Source organism: Acidovorax sp. Root217 (genome assembly GCF_001428645.1).
GTDB lineage: Bacteria > Pseudomonadota > Gammaproteobacteria > Burkholderiales > Burkholderiaceae_C > Acidovorax.
In genome coordinates this window covers 528044-545374 of record NZ_LMIH01000006.1, presented here as the reverse complement: position 1 = coordinate 545374, position 17331 = coordinate 528044, and the positions used below count along the sequence as shown (strand labels likewise).

Genomic DNA, 17331 nt, shown 5'->3' with positions numbered 1-17331 from the left:
GCAATCAAAATTGCGGATATCGCAACAATGGACCACCTTGACACCCTGCGCTGCTTCGTCGCCGTGGCCGATGCCGGGGGCTTTGCCGCCGCCGCGCGGCGCCTGGGCGTGTCGGCCACGGCCGTCACACGCGCCATTGCGGCGCTGGAGGCGCGCCTGTCGGTACTGCTGTTCCAGCGCAGCACGCGCACCGTGCGGCTGACCGAGGCGGGCGAGCGCTTCTTGGTCGACTGCCGTCCCATCCTCACCGACCTGCAGGAGGCCGAGCAGGCCGCCAGCGGCGGGCAGGCCGAGCCCCAGGGCCTGCTGGCCATCACCGCGCCGCAGATGTTCGGCATGCGGCATGTGGCGCCCGTCGTGCAGGCCTTCCTGCACGCGCAGCCGCGCGTGCAGGTGCGCACGCTGTTCGTGAACCGGCTGGTGCACCTGCTTGAAGAGGGCATGGACGTGGCGATCCGCATCGCCCACCTGCCGGACTCGGGCCTCACCGCCGTGCAGGTGGGTGCGCTGCGCCGGCTGGTGGTGGCCTCGCCCGCCTACCTGGCGCAGCACGGCGAGCCGCGCCACCCCGATGAACTGGTAGCTCACCGCGCCATCGGCTTCTCGTTCGATAACAACAGCGTCTCGCCATGGAAGTTCAAGGGGGGCGTGGTGGGCCAGCCGCATTTCAGCTGGATCAGCAACAGCAACGAGGTGGACATCGCCGCCGCCGAATCGGGCCTGGGCCTCACGCGCTGCCTCGCCTACCAGGCGGCGCAGGGCGTGCGCGCGGGCCGGCTGCGCGTGGTGCTGGCCGCACACGAGCCGCCGCCCGTGCCCGTGCACATCGTCTACCCGGCGGGGCGGCGCGCGCCGGCCAAGGTGCGGGCCTTCGTGGAATTCGCGCGCGAGCGGCTGTCAGCCGAGCCCGTGCTGCAAGGCCGAGGCCTCACCCGAAGGGCCTGAGAACAGGTTCTGAAAAGGTCTGCCGGTAGCGCGAGGGCGCCGGCAACCGGTGCAGGCGGAAATGCCGGCGCAGCGATTCGGGCGAACCCAGGCCCGCCAGGTCGGCCACCGCGTCGATGGGCATGGCCGGGTGGGTTTCCAGCAGTTCCTTGGCGATGGCCACACGCTCGCGCACCAGCCAGTCCTGCGGCGATAGGCCCGTGCCCTCCTTGAAGCGGCGCTGCAGCGTGCGCCGGCTCATCTGCGCAAACGCCGCCATGGAATCCACCGTGTGCACTTGGCGCGCGTTCTCGCGCAGCCAGTCGAGCAGGCGCGCGATGCTGCTGACCTCGGCGCTGGGCATGGGCCGCGGCACGAACTGCGCCTGCCCGCCGTCGCGGTGCGGCGACATCACCAGCCGCTGCGCCACCGTGTTCGCCACGCGCGCGCCATGGTCGCGCCGCACCAGGTGCAGCAGCATGTCCAGCCCCGCGGCGGAGCCCGCCGAGGTGATGGCCTGGCCTTCGTCCACGTACAGGGCCGAGACATCCACCGTGATGTCGGGGAACTCGCTGGCCAGGCGCTCGGCATGGCGCCAGTGCGTGGTGGCGCGCCGGCCCGCGAGCAGCCCCGCATGCGCGAGCACGAACACGCCCGAGCAGATGGAGCAGATGCGCGCACCGCGCCGCCAGGCGCGCTGCAGGGCGCGCAGCAGCGCCTCGGGCGGGCGCTCGGCCGCATCGCGCCAGCCGGGCACCACGATGGTGTCGGCCCGCGCCAGCATGGCCAGGCCATGCGGCGCCTGCACCTGCACCCCGCCCATGGCGCGCAGCGGGCCGGGCTCCACCGCGCACACGGCGTAGCGGTACCAGTCCACCTCCTCCAGCTCGGGCCGCTCCAGCGCGAACAGCTCGACCGCGCAGCCGAATTCGAAGGTGCACAGGCGGTCGTAGGCGAGGATCGCTACAAGGTGGGGCATGGCGCAATGTTACCGAAGATTGTCATTGCTGCCACTGGCCGGAGTGGCACCCCCTGGCGACACTGGAGGCATCTGAAACGCCATTCAAGGAGCCAGTTGCCATGACCTCTTCCCCCAGCGCCGTGGGCGCCATCCCCGCAGCCCACAGCACCGCAGCGCTGGCGCATTTCGAGGCCGCCTTCGCTTTCGAGACCGATTGCTGGGACGTGCACGACGCCATGGACCGCGGCGTGCAGGACTTCGTGCTGCTGGACGTGCGCAGCCACGCGCTGTACGAGGCCGGCCATGTGCCTGGCGCGGTGAGCCTGCCGCACGCCAAGATCATCGAAGCGAAGATGGCCGCCTATGCGCCCGGCACGCTGTTCGTCGTCTATTGCGCAGGCCCGCACTGCAATGGCGCGCACCGCAGCGCCGTGCGGCTGGCGCGGCTGGGCCGGCCGGTGAAGCTGATGATCGGCGGGGTGACGGGCTGGCTCGACGAGGGCTTCAGCCTGGAAAAGGGTGCGCAGGGCGGTTGAACGCCCGGCAGGTCAGCCCGGTGCGTAGAGCACGTCCGAGCGCAGCACGTACTTCGTGCCCTCGGTGACGGCCTGGCCTTCGTGCCAGGTGTCGTGGATGAAAAGCAGAGCCGCACCGGTGGCTGGCTGCACCACGAAATCCCTGAAATCGGTGTCCCCGCCCGCAAAGCCCGCATTGAGGTAGACCAGCAGCGTGAGCCGGCTGGTCATGCCCGCTTCGGTCCAGGGCCCGTCCTTGTGCATCTTGAAGCGCTGGCCCGGGGCATAGCGGTAAAAGCGCAGCTCCTTGGGCAGGCCTTGCGCTTCTTCTCCATCGAGCAGTGGCAAGGCCACGCCCTGCAACCGCTGCCACAGGAGGGCCACCCAGGCGGCGGACTCGACCATCACCCGGTCGTTGTTGCGCACCAGGGGCATGGCCCTGGGACCACCGGCCGTGCGCACGCCGGCGGCCTCGAAGCCCTCGCGCTCGGCCAGCGCGATGAGCTCATCGCACTCGCCACCCGACAGGAAGCCGGGGATGGAAAAGGCCCGGTCTGAATGCGCAACCGCCTGCAGGCCAGCCATCGCAAGGCTCAATGGTGGTGGCCGTGGTCGCCGTGCACATGGCGGTGGGCGATCTCCTCGGCGCTGGCGGCGCGAACGCTGGCCACCTTGCACGAGAAGCGCAGCGCCTGGCCGGCCAGCGGGTGGTTACCGTCCAGCAGCACTTCAGGGCCCTTGATCTTGACCACGTTGAACACGGCGGGCTGGCCATCGGTGCCCACGCCCTGCAGCTGGCCGCCGACCTTCACGCCCGGGGGGAACTCGGACTTGGGGATGGTGCGCACCAGGCCCTCGTCGCGTACGCCAAAGGCCTCTTCCATGGCCAGGTCCAGCGTGGTGCTGAAGCCGGCGGCCTGGCCTTCGAGGGCGGCCTCGACCTTGGGGAAGATGTTCTCGTAGCCGCCGTGCAGGTAGGACAGGTTGCCCGCGTCCAGGGGCTTGCCCTCGGGCGTGGTGACCTTGTAGGCGATGGTGACGGCGGTGTCTTTGGCGATGTTCATGGATGGCGCGCTTTCATGCAAGGAATAGCAGGGGGCGGCAGTGCCGCGGCCCTGCGGATCGGAATGCGGGATTGTCCACGACCCGGACCACCCCTGCCCCAGCAGGGGCGGCGGGTGCTCAGGCGACCTCGGGCACCTCGTCCTCGGTCTGGCCGGGGTAGCGCGCAAAGCGCCGGGCCTCGGTGCCGTGCACCGGGTCGCTGTCGGGCCAGGGCCAGCCGCCAAACTGGGTGCGGCGGTAGTCCTGCATGGCCTGCATGATCTCCTGCTGCGTGTTCATCACGAAGGGCCCGTACTGCGCCACGGGTTCGCCGATGGGGCGGCCCTGCAGCACCAGGCACTCGGCCACGGTGGCGCCGGTGTTGGTCAGCAGCCATTCCTGGCGGGCGTCTATCTCCAGCGCGGCATGGCCCTGCACGTCCTGCGGGCCCACGCGCAGGCCATCGCCCACGAAGAAGTAGAGCATGCGGCGCGTGCCCTCACCCAGCGCTGCAGGCAGGGGCCACTGGGCACCGGGGTCCAGGCGCAGCGTCCAGATCGCCACGTCGGCGCCGGGCTGCGAGGCCCAGGACTCGGGTGGCGGCGCCAGCGGTTCCGGCGCAGCGGGCAGGGCGCCGGCCACCACGGTGGCGGTGGTCGTGCGGCCGGCCTCGTCGTGGTGCACCAGGCGCGGGATGCGCTCGTTCCAGAGCATGGTGAAGTGCGGCTCCACCATCTTGTGGCGCGCGGGCAGGTTCAGCCAGATCTGGAACAGCTCCAGCGGGTTCGGCTCGGTGGCGCTCAGCAGCGGGAACATCTCGGAATGCACGATGCCCTTGCCGGCTGTGACCCACTGCACGTCGCCTCCGCCGAAGCGCGCGGCGGCACCCAGCGAGTCGGAATGGTCAATGAGCCCCTTGCGCACCAGCGTCACGGTCTCGAAGCCTCGGTGCGGGTGGCCGGGAAAGCCGGGCACGGTGTCGCCGTGGTACATGCTCCAGCCGTCCTTGCGGCTGAAGTCGCTGCCGATCTGGCGGTCGTCCACCGGCACGGCCGGGCCGAAGGCCGCGTTGCCGGCAGGGTAGGCGTCGTCGTGGTGCGCGCAGAACAGGAACGGGTCGAGCGTAGGCCACAGCGGGCCGAGCGGCTGGCTTTGCAGGATGGGCGTGGAATGGTTGTTCGACATGGGGCCTCCTTCGGTGGTGCGCCGTCGTGATCGTGAGCGGCATGCCCGCAACAGATGGGGCCATTGCAGCGCCACAGAAGTGCCAGCGGTGGAACGGTGCGGTGCATGCCGCAGGACAATCTGCGGGCTGACCGCGCGATTCTAGGGACAAGCGCACCGGCCCGCTGGCAGCGCCCTCACTTCACGCGAACACCGTTTGCGCGCCCTCGGCGGGCAACGCAGCGCCAGCCCGCCCAGAGCGGCGGCCACGCCCGCCGCCACGCCATGTCGGGTGCAGGCTCAGGGGGCCTTGCGGCGGTATGTCGCCTTCATGAATTCCTTCCAGCTGCCATCGGGCTGCTGGGTGGAGGAGGTCAATGTGCGCTCGTTGGGGCCCAGGAGGGTGATGGTGTCGCGGTATTTAGCGGTGCTGCCGTCGCCGGCGAAGCTCGGGCCTTCGGTCTCGAGCGGGAGCACCTTTTCGGTGGCATCGAGCGTGCCGCAATAGACCCACATATGGGCCATCATCGAGCCGACCCAGGTGCCGATGAAGACCGCCTTCTCGGGGTCGTAGCCCAGGGTGATGAGCATGCGCGCGTCGCCGCCGCCGGGCATGGTGCCCGTGCCTTCGCCCAGCACCCAAAGCTCCCCGAGCTGGCGCACATGCTCGGTGCCTGTGCTGGTCATGGGCGGCTCACCGGGCCCAGCGTCGCAGGTGGATTCGCAGGTCCAGTCGCCGAGCAACTGCTGCAGCCAGCGGTGCTGCGCCTGGGGTTCGGGATTCAGCATGGGGAGTCTCCTTGGGGGCTGGCTTACATGGCCAGGCCATCGTGGTGGTGCACGGGGATGGCGTCGAGGTCCACGCCGTCGAGCGTGCGCAGGTTCACGGCCGCCATCTTGTGGCCTGCGGGGTGCGTGCCTTCGCCATGGGTATGGATGCCGCAGGCCGGGCAGAAGCGGTGCTCTATGACGTGCTTGTGGAAGGTGTAGCTGGCCAGGTTCGCCTCGGGGGTGGTCAGCCGCAACTGGCCGTGCGGCACGAACCACAGCAGCGAGCCGCGCCGCCGGCACATGGTGCAGTTGCAAGCCAAAGCGCTGTCGATGGTGCCTTCCACTTCGAACGCCACCTTGCCGCAGTGGCAGCTTCCCCGGTACCGCACGGGTCCAGCTCCTGGTGCGGAGGCGTCCGTCATTGGGGCACCACCACCATCCACGACACGCCAAAGCGGTCGGCGACCATGCCAAAGGCGGGCGAGAAAAAGGTCTTGCCCAGCGGCATCTGCACCTGGCCGCCCGCAGCGAGCGCATCGAAGAGGCGTTTGGCCTCGGTCTCGGTTTCGGGGCTCAGCGACAGCGAGATGCCCTGGAAGCTGGGCTTTCCCGAACCCATGCCGTCCGACGCCATGACCTGGGTGTCGCCCACGTTGAACGAGGCGTGCATGACCATCTCGGGCTGGGGCCCTGCGCCGGGGCTGCCGTCGGCAGAACAGCCCGGGCCGGCGGCGGGCTCGGGGTTGTCCTTGTAGCGCATGAGCATGGTCACCTCGGCACCCAGGGCGGTGCGGTAGAACGTGAGGGCCTCTTCGCAGCGGCCTTCGAAGAACAGATACGGCTCGACTTTCATGGCGGATCTCCTTGGGTAGGTGGGTCAAAAGCGGACATCCATGCATTGTGGACACCGTTCACAAACAATACCAAAGATAATGAACAGTGTCCACATTGAAATCCCGATGTCCGTAACCACCCGCAACAGCGCCACACCAGGCAGCCCATCCTCGCCGCGCAGCACCTACCGCCATGGCGACCTGCGCCGCGCCCTGCTGGACGCCGGCATCGAACTGGCGCGCCAGGGAGGGCCCGACGCCGTGGTACTGCGCGAAGCCACGCGCCGCGCAGGTGTGGCGCCCAATGCCGCCTACCGCCATTTCGCCAACCGGCAGGACCTGCTGGCGGCGGTGCGCGCCGCCGCCGTGGCCGCCGTGGCCCAGGCCATGGAGGCCGAGATGGCCGACGTGCCCACGGGCGGCACGCCCACCGAACAGGCCCATGCCCGGGTGCGCGCCGTGGGGGCCGGCTACATGCGCTTTGCCCATGCCGAGACGGGGCTGTTCCGCACCGCCTTCGGCGGCCAGTTCAACGTGGAGCAGAACCCCGACCCCGCCATGGGCGGCCTCACGGGCCTGAACCCCTTCGAGCACCTGTCGGCCGCGCTGGACGACCTGGTGACCGCTGGCGCCCTGCCACCCGAGCGCCGCCAGGGCGCCGAGTACCTCGCCTGGTCTACCGTGCACGGCATGGCCCTGCTGAGCATCGACGGGCCCTTGCGCGGCACGCCCGCCGACATGCTGCAGCTGCTGGGCCAGCGGCTGCTGGACATGGTGGAACGCGGTTTGTAGCGCGGCTCAGCGCAGGCCGTAAAGCCGCGCCGTGGCTTCGATGCGCTCCACCAGGGCGCTCCGCAGCGCGGCCGGCCGCAGCACCTCCACCTCGGGCGACTGGCGCATGAGCTGGCCGCAGGCGTGGGCCACCGATTCGATGGGAATCGTGAGCGCCACGCGTCCGTCCTTGCGGCGCGAGGGCGGGGCCGCTGCCACCGCCCGCGCAACGGCACTGCTCAGTGCGGCAAGGCCCTTGAGCCCCGCCGGCGTGGCCAACAGTTCGGCCTCGCCGGTGTACAGGCCCGATTCGAAGCGGCGGATGGACTCGCCCCAATACCTGGGCAGGTCAAAGCGCGCCGGTCGCCGCACAGGCGTGGTGAGCGCCGCCGCCGCGCGGATGTTGGACACGCGGTAGGTGCGCGGCCCTGCGCCGTCGGAGGCCTTGTCCGCCGGCTGCGCTACCAGGTACCAGACACCCGCCTTGAGCACCAGGCCCAGCGGGCCCATGGCGCGCTCCACCGTGTCGGCCCAGCTCTCGTAGCGCAGGGCCAGTTGCTGGCCGCTCCAAACGGCGGCAGCGACGGTGGCCAGGTGGGGCGTGGGCTCGCTCTCGCGGTACCAGTCCACCGGGTCGAGGTGCAGGCGGTCGCTCACGCGCTGGGCGTCTTCGCGCCAGGGTGCAGGCAGCGCGGCCAGCAGCTTCAGGCGTGCGCCTTCCACGTCATCGCCCAGGCCCAGGTCGCCGGCCGGGCCAGGCAGCCCGCTCAGGAACACGGCCTGTGCCTCGGACGGAGTGAGCCCCGTGAGCGTGGTCTTCCAGCCCGGCAGCAGCGCAAAGCCGCCATGGCGCCCGCGCTCGGCAAAGATGGGAACGCCCGCCGCCGTGAGCTGGTCCACGTCGCGGTACAGCGTGCGCACCGAGACCTCCAGCGCATCGGCGAGCGCCTGCGCGCTCATGCGCCCCCGGGTTTCGAGCAGCATCTGGATGGACAACAGGCGGCTGGCACGCATGGAGAGAAAGGAACGAAAAAGCGACTGGTACCAGTATGCAGCGAATACCTGCCATGCCTTGGCAGGTATTGCGCCGCAGACTGCGGGCTTCTCTCTTTTTCTTGATCCAAGGAAGCCCCGCATGCCCACCACCCCCTCGATTGCCGACTGCGCCATCGTCGAACTGCGCCAGTACACCCTGCACCCCGGCCAGCGCGATGTGCTGATTGACCTGTTCGACCGCGAGTTCCTCGAAAGCCAGGAGCGCGAGGGCATGCGCGTGATCGGCCAGTTCCGCGACCTGGAGCGGCCGGACCTGTTCGCCTGGCTGCGCGGCTTTGCCGACATGGCGGCGCGCCAGCGGGCGCTCGAAGCGTTCTACAGCGGCCCGGTGTGGGCTGCGCATAGCGACGCAGCCAACGCCACCATGGTCGATTCGGACAACGTGCTGCTGCTGCGCCCCGCATGGCCGGGCGCCGCGGCGGACCTGCCCGCCGAACGTGCGGCCCCCGGTGCCAGCGGCCCGGCCCCGGGCCTGCTCAATGCCACGGTGTTCTACCTCAAGGAGCCTGCAACGCCCGCGCTGCTGGACCACTGCCGCGAGCGCATGGACCCCACGCTGCGCGCGGGTGGTGCGCGCAATACCGCCTGGTATGCCAGTGAAGCGAGCCCCAACACCTTTCCCCGCCTGCCGGTGCGCGAGGGCGAGCCCGTGCTGCTGGGCCTGGCGCTGTTCGACGATGCCGGCGCGCTGGACGCCTTTGCGCAGGGCGGAGCGTGGCAACGCGATGTGGAACCGGGCCTGGCGCCCTGGCTGGCGCGTGCGCCCGAAGCCCACCGGCTGCAGCCCACGGCGCGTTCGGCCCTGCACGCATGACGCACACACATCCCGGAGACACCACATGCCGATCACCCCACCCACTGGCGATGTCCACGATTTCGACTTTCTCATGGGCCCCTGGCGCATCCGCAACACCCGGCTCGTGCAGCGGCTTGCGGGCTGCACCGACTGGGAAACCTTCGAGGCCACGGGCACCGCACGCCCCTTGCCCGGAGGCATCGGCAACTGCGATGACTTCATCCCCGAGGCCTGGAATGCCGGCTACGTCGGCATGGCCCTGCGCCTGTTCAACCCCGAGGCACGGCGCTGGAGCATCTACTGGCTCGATAACGTGACGGGAGGCCTGGACACGGCCACGGGCCTGCTGCGGCCGCCCGTCAGTGGCGGCTTCGCGGGCACGGACCAGGGCGTGTTCTTTGGCCAGGAGCTGTTCGAGGGCCGGTCGGTCCTGGTGCGCTTCGAGTGGACGAAAAACCTCGCCACCGGCACTCCGCGCTGGCAGCAGGCCTTCTCCGACGACGAGGGCTGCACGTGGGAGACGAACTGGGTCATGGAGTTCTCGCGCCCACCGGCGTAGTCAGCGCGCGTTCTGCATCACCTCGGCCAGCCAGTCCACGAACACGCGCACGCGCGGCGAGAGCTGGCGGCTGTGCGGGTAGAGCACGGTCACCGGCATGGGTGCGGGGCGGCAGTCGACCAGCACCTCGACCAGGCTGCCATCGGCCAGCTGCGGCTCCAGGTGGTAGCGCGGCACCTGGATGATCCCCAGCCCGGCCGTGCAGCAGGCCACATAGGCAAACGCATCGGTCACGGACACCGCGCCCTTGAGCTGCACGCTGCGCGGCACGCCATCGACCACGAAGTCCAGCGGCATGGGCTTGCCCGTGCGCGACGACAGGTAGTTCACCGCGCGGTGGCCGCGCAGTTCCTCTACGGTGCGCGGCACGCCATGGCGCGCCAGGTACGCGCGGCTCGCGCAGGTCACCTGGGCCAGTTGTGCAACCCGGCGGCCGACCATGCTGGAGTCGACCAGTTCGCCGCCGCGCATCACGCAGTCCACGCGCTCGCGCACCAGATCCACCAGGCGGTCGCCCATCCCCAGCTCCAGCTCCACGCCGGGGTAGCGTGCAAAGAACTCGCCGATGCGCGGCAGCACGAAATAGCGGGCCAGGGTACCTTGCAGGTCCACGCGCAGCTTGCCCTTGGGGTGCTGGCCGGCCGTTGCGAACGCCGCCTCGGTCTCATCAAGGTCGGCCAGCAGCTGCTGGCAGCGCGCGTAGTAGGCCTCGCCGTCCTGCGTCGGCCCGACATGGCGCGTGGTACGGTGCAGCAGGCGTGCGCCCAGGCGCTTTTCCAGCTGCTGCACGGCCAGCGTCACCGTGGCGCGGGGCAGCTGCAGGTCTTCCGCCGCCTGCGTGAAGCTGCCCAGCTCCACGATGCGGGTGAACAGGCGCATGGCGTCGAATCGGTCCATGGGGAGCAGGGCTTGATTGTTGGTTTTTATTGAACAGTCATGGCAATCAACGGGTGTTTATCAAACCCGCCGCCAACAGAACAATACACCCATCACCACTGTTCAGGAGTTTTCATGGCCGCCAACGACACATCCACCCACCGCCCCGTCGCCATCGTCACCGGGTCTTCGCGCGGCATCGGCGCCGCCATTGCCCAGCGCCTGGGGCGCGACGGCTTCAACGTCGTGGTCAACTACGCGGGCAACGCCGCCGAGGCCGGGGTGGTGGCGCAATCCATCATCGCGGCAGGCGGCCAGGCGATCGCCGTGCAGGCCGACGTGGCCGATGCCGCCGCCGTGGCGCGCCTGTTCGACCAGGCCACCGAGGCCTTCGGACGCATCGACGTGCTGGTGAACAACGCGGGCGTCATGCCCTCGCACACGCCGCACCTGGCCGATACCGACGATGCCACCTTCGACCGGCTGATCGCCATCAACCTCAAGGGCAGCTTCAACACCTTGCGCGAGGCCGCGCGCCGGCTGGAGCCGGGCGGGCGCATCGTCAACTTCTCCACCAGCGTGGTCGGCACCGCCATGCCGGGCTACGCGGTATACGCCGCCACCAAGAGCGCAGTGGAAACCATGACGCTGATCCTCGCCAAGGAGCTGCGCGGCAAGAACATCACCGTGAACGCCGTGGCCCCCGGCCCCACGGCCACCGCCCTGTTCCTCGACGGCAAGACGCCCGAGCTGGTGGAGCGCCTGGCGCAGATGAGCCCGCTGGGCCGCCTTGGAACGCCGGACGACATCGCGGGCACCGTGTCCTTCCTGGTCGGGCCCGATGGCGCGTGGATCAACGGGCAAACCTTGCGCGCCAACGGCGGCATGGTCTGACCCACCGTCGGTGCAGGCTCAGGCCGCAGCCTGCACCGGGAAGTCCGTCGACGCCGCCAGCGCACGCCACTGCGCGGTTTCCTTCTCGACGAAGGCATGCTTGTCGGCAATGGTCTGCAGCGTGTCGGTGCCCAGGGGCAGGCGCAGCGGCGGCGTGGGGCTGGCCACCAGCTGCATCATGGCCTGGGCCAGGCGCACAGGGTCGCCGGGCTGGTTCAGGTTGATGCGGCGGGCCACCTCGCGGACCATGCCGGCGCTCTCTGCGTAGTCCTCCAGCATCAGCGGGGACACCGAGAGCGAGGCCGTGTCAAGGAACTCGGTGCGAAAGTAGCCCGGCTCCACCACCGTGGCATGGATGCCCAGTGGCGCCAGTTCGGCGTGCAGCGCCTCGGTGATGCCTTCCACCGCGAACTTGGTCGAGCAATACACCCCGAAGCCTGCGGCCGACCGCACGCCGCCCAGCGACGAGATGTTGATGACATGGCCGGCGCGGCGTGCGCGCATGGAAGGCAGCACGGCGCGCGTCACGTTCAGCAGGCCGAACACATTGGTCTCGTACAGGCGGCGCACCTCGTCGGCGGTGGCCTCTTCCACCGCACCCAGAAGGCCGTAACCCGCGTTGTTGACCAGCACGTCGATGCGGCCGAAGCGCTCCAGCGCCGCGCCCACGGCGTGGCGGGCCTGCGCCTCGTCTGTCACGTCCAGGGCCAGGGGCAGCAGCGCATCGCTGGCGCCCAGGCGGCGCGTGATGGACTCGGCACTGCGTGAGGTGGCGACCACGGCATCGCCCTGGGCCAGCGCGACCTCGGCAATGCGGGCACCGATGCCGCGCGAGGCGCCGGTAATCAGCCAGATGCGGGAGAAAGATGAAGTGTGAGCGGTCATTGCAGAAGTCCTTGGAAAGAATGAATTTCGGGGTTCCGGCAGACGCGGTGCGTTGCCATGGGGATGAACTGTAGGCACGCCATTGCCATCGCACTAGCCCATAATCACTCGATTCATTCACAAGCAATTCTTGTCAATCAACGGGGGTTTCGCCATGGCCATGAACGAATTGCGTGCGATTTCCACCTTTGCCAAGGCGGCCGAGCTGGGCAGCCTGCGCCAGGCGGCCTCAGCCCAGGGCATCACGCCGCAGGCAGCCAGCCTGGCGCTGGGGCAGCTCGAATCGCACCTGGGCGTGCGGCTGTTCCACCGCACCACCCGCAGCCTGAGCCTGACCGAGGAGGGGCGCCAGTTCCTCGACGCCGCCCAGCCCGGGCTGGCCACACTGCAGCGCGCCGTGCACGGCGCCCGGCGCGGGCGCGAGGAGATCGCCGGGCCGCTGCGCATCACTGCGCCGCGCTCCATGATGCTGGAGGTGATCTGGCCCGTGGTCGACGAATTCGTGCGCCGCTACCCGCTGGTGGAGCCCGACGTTCAGCTCGAGGACCGCATCGGCAACTGGGTTGAGGACCGGGTGGACGTGGGTTTTCGCTCGGGCTACCCGCCCGAGGGCGGGGTGATTGCCCGGCGCCTGCTCTGGCTGCAGCTGGTGGTGTGCGCCACGCCGGACTACCTGGCGCGCCATGGAACGCCCACGCGCATCGAAGATCTGGCACAGCACCGCTGCAGCGGCTTTCGCCACCCGACCACGGGCAAGCCCATGCCCTGGGAGTTCCGCGTGGGCGAGGACATCGTGGCCCACGCCATCCCGCCCGCCTTCTGCGCCAACGACATCGAGCTGGAGGCGCGCGCCGTGCTGGGTGGCCATGCCATCGGCCAGTTGGTGGGTGTCACGGCCGCCCCGCTGGTGCGCAGCGGGCAACTGGTGCCGGTGCTCACCGACTTCGTCCCGCAGCACCTGGGCCTGTACGTGTACTACGGCAGCCGTGCGGCGCAGCCGGCGCGGGTGCGCGCCTTCATTGACCTGGCGGTGGAAATGCTGGCAGACAACCCGGTGTTCAGCCTGAGCGCGCAGGAACTGGCCGCAACAGCCCGGAAACCCCGGCGGCGACGACAACCCGCCACCTGAACCGGCCTTGCACATGGTTCTTTCGCTGCGGAAAGGGGCAATTGTTCACGGTTTGGCAAACAGTCCGTTGTGAAAAACGGTATTTATCGTTTCGGGCTTCCACAATACATTCGGTTCACTCCCCCCAGGCACGAACCGGACAACGCCCCATGACCACCTTTGCCACCACGGTCCAGACGCAGATCAAGGCCTCGCCCGCGCAGGCGTTCGGTCACATCGCGCCCATCGACCCCACCACGCTGTTCACCGGCTACGGCCCCCTGCCGGCGGTGACGGGCACGCGCGACCAGACGGGTGCCTGGGATGCGCCGGGGCAGACGCGCACGGTGGCCATGTCCGATGGCAGCAGCGCACAGGAAGGGCTCAAGCACTACCGCCCGGCCCAGTACTTCGCCTACACCGTGAGCGGCTTCACGGGCGTGCTGCGCTGGCTGGCCACGGGGGCGGACGGCGCCTGGTGGTTCGACCCGCAGGCCGGCGGCACGCAGACCACGGTGCGCTGGCGCCATGCCTTCCACGCCCGCTCGAAGTGGGCGGCTCCGGTGCTGTGGCTGCTGGCCAGCGTGCTGTGGCGCGGCTACATGCGCAAGGCACTGCGCCTGGCCAAGGCGCAGATCGAGACGGCGCCCCACACCCCGGTGGGAGCCGCACTATCGGCCTGACCCGCCGGGCCTGTCAGTTGGACTTGGCTTCGAAAAAGGGCTTGCCCTGAACGGCTGAAGGGCTGACGGTGAAGGTCTTCACAGGCTCCAGGCCCCTGTTCTGGCCTGGCTTCAGCGGGCGCGGGACACCGGGCTTCAGCGCAGGATCGATGCAGCCACCGCGCACCGCCTTGAGCACCTCCGCGTTCAAGGGCCGGCGCTGGCCCAGGCGGCTGCCAGACAGGAACAGCATCTGGCCTTTGAGCTCGGCCCGCTGGTCCATGAGGGGCATGGCCTGCAGTTCGTCGAAGCCTACGCGCACGGAGTTGCCGCTCTCCAGCCGGTACTGCACCACCTTCACCACCGGCGGCTTGCCGGGGCTCTCTTCCACGAGGTCACCCAGGTAGAAATAGCGCACCGACTCGGCAGGCATGGCGGGCAGCTTGTAGCTTTCGGACCAGTTGCTGTTGCCCTCGGTGAACAGGGGGCGCAGCGTGGCGGGGACCTTGTCGTCCGCCGACACCGCGAACACCGGCGCGCGGGCATTGGACAGCGTGTAGCCATGGAAGTCGAACTCCACCATGGCCCCTTGCGCCTCCACCTTGCTGGAAAACGCGGGGAACAGGGTCTGCTCCTGCCGTACCTGTTGCAGCCGGATACCTCCGCCCTCCGCCTTCCAGCGGCCTGCGGCCAACAGGTCCAGCGCACCGCCCGTGAAGGCAAAGCAGTAGGTGTTGTCGTCCAGCAGCGCCAGCTGGGCCACGGTGTCCACCGAACCGCCCCGGTACTCGCCCACGTAGCCGGACTCGGCGGGTGTGACGGCATGGGTGGTGACGGCGGCCATCAGGGCGGCCGACACCACTGCGGTGGTGCGCGCATGGCGCAAGGGGCGAAGGAGGTGGTGCACGGGAAGGTCCCAGATGGATTGGTAGGCCCACTATATAGGCCTGGGCCAGCGCCCCCTCAGAGGGAAATCTCGAAGCGGCCCGGAGGGCGCCTGTTCACGCGGCGAAACCACCATCGATCAGCAGGCTGGCGCCGGTGACCATGCCGGCCTCAGGCCCGGCGAGGTAGGCCACCATGCCAGCGATCTCGGCCGGGTCGGCATGGCGGTTGACCGCCATCATGCCGTGCATGTCGCCGGCCATGGGGCCGTCAGCGGGGTTCATGTCGGTGTTCACCGGACCGGGCTGCACGTTGTTCACGGTGATGCCGCGCGGCCCCAGGTCGCGCGCCAGGCCCTTGGTGAGCCCGACGATGGCGGCCTTGCTCATGCCGTAGACGCTGAACCCCGCCCAGGGCAGGCGATCGGAGTTGGTGCTGCCGATGGTGATCACGCGGCCATAGGAGCCGCCCTGGCCCATGTGGCGCACGGCGGCCTGGGTGGCCACGAACACGCCGCGCACGTTGACGGCGAGGGTGCGGTCCAGGTCTTCCAGCGTGACGCTGCCGACCTCGCCCATCACCGCCACACCGGCGTTGTTCACGAGGATGTCCAGGCGGCCCAGTTCGCGTGCGGCGCCATCGATGGCGGCCGTGAGGACCGCCGCATCGGCGCTGTCCGCCTGCAGAGCCAGCGCGTGGCCGCCGGCAGCCTCGATCTCGGCAGCCAGGGCCTTGGCGGGTGCACCGTTGCTGGTGTAGGTGAAGGCCACGGCAGCGCCATCACGCGCCAGGCGCCGCACGATGGCGGCACCGATGCCGCGCGAACCGCCGGTGACGAAAGCGGCCTTGCCAGCCAGGACGCCGGTGGTGGAAACAGGGGAAACAGAAGAGACGACAGACATGGTGAAACTCCGGTAAGTGGACCAGTAAATGCACTGGCAACACCTGCAGTGTCTGGGAACCATTACATTGCCGGTAGCCATGAATGGGCTGTACTTATTTCAACCATGGGTTGAAAATAACAAGCATGCAACCGCTCAGCCACCTCGAGTCCTTCGTTAAGTCCGCCGAGTCCGGCAGCTTCTCGGCCGCTGCACGGCTCATGGGTCTGACCCCTGCGGCCGTGAGCAAGAACGTGGCGCGGCTGGAGGCCAACCTCTCCGTGCGCCTGTTTCAGCGCAGCACGCGGCGCCTGGTGCTGACCGAGGGCGGACTGCGCCTGCTGCAGCAGATCAGCACGCCACTGGCCACCCTGGCAGACGCCGTGGAGCACGCGGCCGAGACAGACCGCCAGCCGGCAGGCACGCTCAAGGTGAGCATGGGGCAGGCCTTCGGCCGTGCCTACCTGGTGCCGTTGCTCGGCGAGTTCCTCGCGCGCTACCCGGCCATCCAGCCCGACTGGCGCTTCGAGAACCGGCAGGTGGACCTGATCGGCGAGGGCTTCGATGCCGGTATCGGCGGCGGGCTGAACCTGAACCCCGGCATGGTGGCGCGCACGCTGGGCACCATCCACATCGTGGCCGTGGCGTCGCGCGCACAGCTGCGGGGCCGCAAGGCACCGCGCCATCCCTCCGATCTGGCGCAGTGGGACGGCATTGCGCGCCGCTCGATCCAGACCGGGCGCATCCACGTCACCACGCTGCGCAACAAGGCGGGCGATGCGGCTGCGGCCGAGCTGCGCCCGCGCATCGTCTTCGACGACCCCGAGGCCATGTGCCAGGCCGCGCTCATGGGCCTGGGCGTGGCCCTGCTGCCCATGCCCTTTGCCCAGCCCTGGCTGGCCAGCGGCGACCTGGTGCGTCTGCTGCCGGGCTGGTGGACCGATGCCGGGCCCACCTCGCTGTACTACCCGGACAAGAAGCTGCTGCCCGCGCGCACCCGGGTGTTCGTGGACTTCATCATTGAGCAGTTCGGGCAGCGCGGGTTTGCACAGCGGGTGCGGGGTGATCTGGCGTTGGCCGCCCCTGCGCCGGCCTCGCCGAGGCGCAAGGCCTAGGCGGCTGGCGCGCACGGCCTTGCGCACAGCGATTCGGGGCGCAAAGGCCCAGGCCCCGTCACGGTGCCTGCTTGTTCACAAACGCGATGGACAGGCCCCTGGGCGTCACGGTGATGGCACCGGGCTGCATTCCCAGGCCGTCGAGCACGCCCAGGTCCTGCGGGCGCAGCCGGTGCAGCACCACCTCGCGCAGCGACTGCTCGGCCAGGGCAGGGCCATAGCTGTTGAGCATGGCCACCACCTCCGGCCGCAGGCTGGGGAAATCCAGCCGCCCCACGCGCAACTGGTGGGCCCGCAGGCTGCGGTCGCTGGCTTCGTAGCGCAAGGCGAACTCCACCTCCAGGGTGCCGCCATGGCTGCGCCGCAGCGCCGGGCCTGCGGCTTTCAGCGCGAATGCGGCGCCCAGGCGATTGCTCTCGGGCAGCAGCGACAGGCGTGGCACCTGCACATCCACGTCCACCAGGCCCGCCATGGGATAGCGCAGCGGAAAGCGTTGCGCCACCGCCTCCTGCAATTGCTCGGCAGAGACGGTGTAGGCCGGCTGGGCCTGGGCGCTGCGGACGGCCACCAGCGCAAGGCTACCAAGTGCGCCATGGCGCGCCCCTGCAGCAAGAAAGGATCGGCGATGCAT

The 17331-nt window shown here is 69.5% G+C and carries 22 protein-coding genes; 9 read left to right on the top strand and 13 right to left on the bottom strand.

The window, feature by feature from the left end; all coding sequences use genetic code 11:
• Positions 1-27 precede the first annotated feature (27 nt).
• Positions 28-945 carry a LysR family transcriptional regulator gene (locus ASE31_RS06520; protein ID WP_057200698.1) on the top strand — a complete coding sequence of 306 codons (918 nt, stop codon included), beginning with the start codon at positions 28-30 and terminating at the stop codon, positions 943-945.
• Here ASE31_RS06520 and ftrA read toward each other — a convergent pair.
• Complete coding sequence (ftrA, locus tag ASE31_RS06515) at positions 929-1903, bottom strand: transcriptional regulator FtrA (protein ID WP_057200697.1); 975 nt, start codon at positions 1901-1903, stop codon at positions 929-931. The two genes, ASE31_RS06520 and ftrA, sit on opposite strands and share 17 nt — an antisense overlap.
• Positions 1904-2004: 101 nt before the next feature.
• Between ftrA and ASE31_RS06510 the strand changes: the two genes are divergently transcribed.
• Entirely contained in the window at positions 2005-2421 is a 417-nt protein-coding gene (locus tag ASE31_RS06510; RefSeq protein WP_057200696.1) for a rhodanese-like domain-containing protein, read from the top strand.
• Between the two features lie 12 nt (positions 2422-2433).
• Here ASE31_RS06510 and ASE31_RS06505 read toward each other — a convergent pair whose 3' ends face one another.
• From ASE31_RS06505 to ASE31_RS06480, 6 genes are all read right to left on the bottom strand, one after another.
• Positions 2434-2985, bottom strand: a complete 552-nt coding sequence (locus ASE31_RS06505; protein WP_235514290.1) for a 2OG-Fe(II) oxygenase — start codon at positions 2983-2985, stop codon at positions 2434-2436.
• Between the two features lie 8 nt (positions 2986-2993).
• Entirely contained in the window at positions 2994-3464 is a 471-nt protein-coding gene (locus ASE31_RS06500; RefSeq protein ID WP_057200695.1) for a peptidylprolyl isomerase, read from the bottom strand.
• Positions 3465-3582: 118 nt separating this feature from the next.
• Entirely contained in the window at positions 3583-4629 is a 1047-nt protein-coding gene (locus ASE31_RS06495) for a pirin family protein (RefSeq protein WP_057200694.1), read from the bottom strand.
• A 279-nt stretch (positions 4630-4908) separates the two neighbouring features.
• Positions 4909-5397, bottom strand: coding sequence for a DUF1579 domain-containing protein (locus tag ASE31_RS06490; protein ID WP_057200693.1), 489 nt, complete (start codon positions 5395-5397; stop codon positions 4909-4911).
• Between the two features lie 23 nt (positions 5398-5420).
• Positions 5421-5768: a GFA family protein gene (locus ASE31_RS06485; protein ID WP_057200692.1), complete on the bottom strand. Its 348-nt coding sequence runs from the start codon at positions 5766-5768 to the stop codon at positions 5421-5423.
• A gap of 29 nt (positions 5769-5797) precedes the next feature.
• Positions 5798-6232, bottom strand: coding sequence for a VOC family protein (locus tag ASE31_RS06480; RefSeq protein ID WP_057200691.1), 435 nt, complete (start codon positions 6230-6232; stop codon positions 5798-5800).
• 106 nt (positions 6233-6338) lie between these two features.
• Here ASE31_RS06480 and ASE31_RS06475 point away from each other — a divergent pair, with 106 nt between their 5' ends.
• Positions 6339-7004, top strand: coding sequence for a TetR/AcrR family transcriptional regulator (locus ASE31_RS06475; protein WP_057200690.1), 666 nt, complete (start codon positions 6339-6341; stop codon positions 7002-7004).
• A 6-nt stretch (positions 7005-7010) separates the two neighbouring features.
• Here ASE31_RS06475 and ASE31_RS06470 read toward each other — a convergent pair whose 3' ends face one another.
• Complete coding sequence (locus ASE31_RS06470) at positions 7011-7997, bottom strand: YafY family protein (RefSeq protein WP_057200689.1); 987 nt, start codon at positions 7995-7997, stop codon at positions 7011-7013.
• 121 nt (positions 7998-8118) lie between these two features.
• Here ASE31_RS06470 and ASE31_RS06465 point away from each other — a divergent pair, with 121 nt between their 5' ends.
• Together ASE31_RS06465 and ASE31_RS06460 are read left to right on the top strand one after the other, a co-directional pair.
• Entirely contained in the window at positions 8119-8853 is a 735-nt protein-coding gene (locus ASE31_RS06465; protein WP_057200688.1) for an NIPSNAP family protein, read from the top strand.
• Positions 8854-8878: 25 nt separating this feature from the next.
• A complete protein-coding gene (locus tag ASE31_RS06460; protein WP_057200687.1) occupies positions 8879-9394 on the top strand; it encodes a hypothetical protein in 516 nt (171 codons plus the stop codon).
• Here the strand turns inward: ASE31_RS06460 and ASE31_RS06455 are convergent, their stop codons facing one another.
• Positions 9395-10291 carry a LysR family transcriptional regulator gene (locus ASE31_RS06455; RefSeq protein WP_057200686.1) on the bottom strand — a complete coding sequence of 299 codons (897 nt, stop codon included), beginning with the start codon at positions 10289-10291 and terminating at the stop codon, positions 9395-9397.
• Between the two features lie 114 nt (positions 10292-10405).
• Here ASE31_RS06455 and ASE31_RS06450 point away from each other — a divergent pair, with 114 nt between their 5' ends.
• Positions 10406-11164: an SDR family oxidoreductase gene (locus tag ASE31_RS06450; RefSeq protein ID WP_057200685.1), complete on the top strand. Its 759-nt coding sequence runs from the start codon at positions 10406-10408 to the stop codon at positions 11162-11164.
• Between the two features lie 18 nt (positions 11165-11182).
• On the opposite strand, the gene ASE31_RS06445 is transcribed toward ASE31_RS06450, so the two are convergent.
• The gene (locus ASE31_RS06445) at positions 11183-12049 is read right to left on the bottom strand and encodes an oxidoreductase (RefSeq protein WP_057200684.1); all 867 of its coding nucleotides are present in this window, start codon (positions 12047-12049) and stop codon (positions 11183-11185) included.
• A gap of 154 nt (positions 12050-12203) precedes the next feature.
• Between ASE31_RS06445 and ASE31_RS06440 the strand changes: the two genes are divergently transcribed.
• Both ASE31_RS06440 and ASE31_RS06435 read left to right on the top strand, forming a co-directional pair.
• On the top strand, positions 12204-13178 hold the full coding sequence (locus ASE31_RS06440) for a LysR family transcriptional regulator (RefSeq protein ID WP_057200683.1): 975 nt from the start codon (positions 12204-12206) through the stop codon (positions 13176-13178).
• A gap of 149 nt (positions 13179-13327) precedes the next feature.
• A complete protein-coding gene (locus tag ASE31_RS06435; protein WP_057200682.1) occupies positions 13328-13840 on the top strand; it encodes an SRPBCC family protein in 513 nt (170 codons plus the stop codon).
• Between the two features lie 13 nt (positions 13841-13853).
• Here the strand turns inward: ASE31_RS06435 and ASE31_RS06430 are convergent, their stop codons facing one another.
• Positions 13854-14726 (bottom strand): hypothetical protein, encoded by an 873-nt coding sequence (locus ASE31_RS06430; protein WP_057200681.1) that lies wholly within the window; start codon positions 14724-14726, stop codon positions 13854-13856.
• 94 nt (positions 14727-14820) lie between these two features.
• A complete protein-coding gene (locus ASE31_RS06425) occupies positions 14821-15606 on the bottom strand; it encodes an SDR family oxidoreductase (protein WP_057200680.1) in 786 nt (261 codons plus the stop codon).
• A 125-nt stretch (positions 15607-15731) separates the two neighbouring features.
• Between ASE31_RS06425 and ASE31_RS06420 the strand changes: the two genes are divergently transcribed.
• Positions 15732-16700 carry a LysR family transcriptional regulator gene (locus ASE31_RS06420; protein WP_057200679.1) on the top strand — a complete coding sequence of 323 codons (969 nt, stop codon included), beginning with the start codon at positions 15732-15734 and terminating at the stop codon, positions 16698-16700.
• A gap of 58 nt (positions 16701-16758) precedes the next feature.
• Here ASE31_RS06420 and ASE31_RS06415 read toward each other — a convergent pair whose 3' ends face one another.
• The gene (locus ASE31_RS06415) at positions 16759-17331 is read right to left on the bottom strand and encodes a hypothetical protein (RefSeq protein WP_057200678.1); all 573 of its coding nucleotides are present in this window, start codon (positions 17329-17331) and stop codon (positions 16759-16761) included.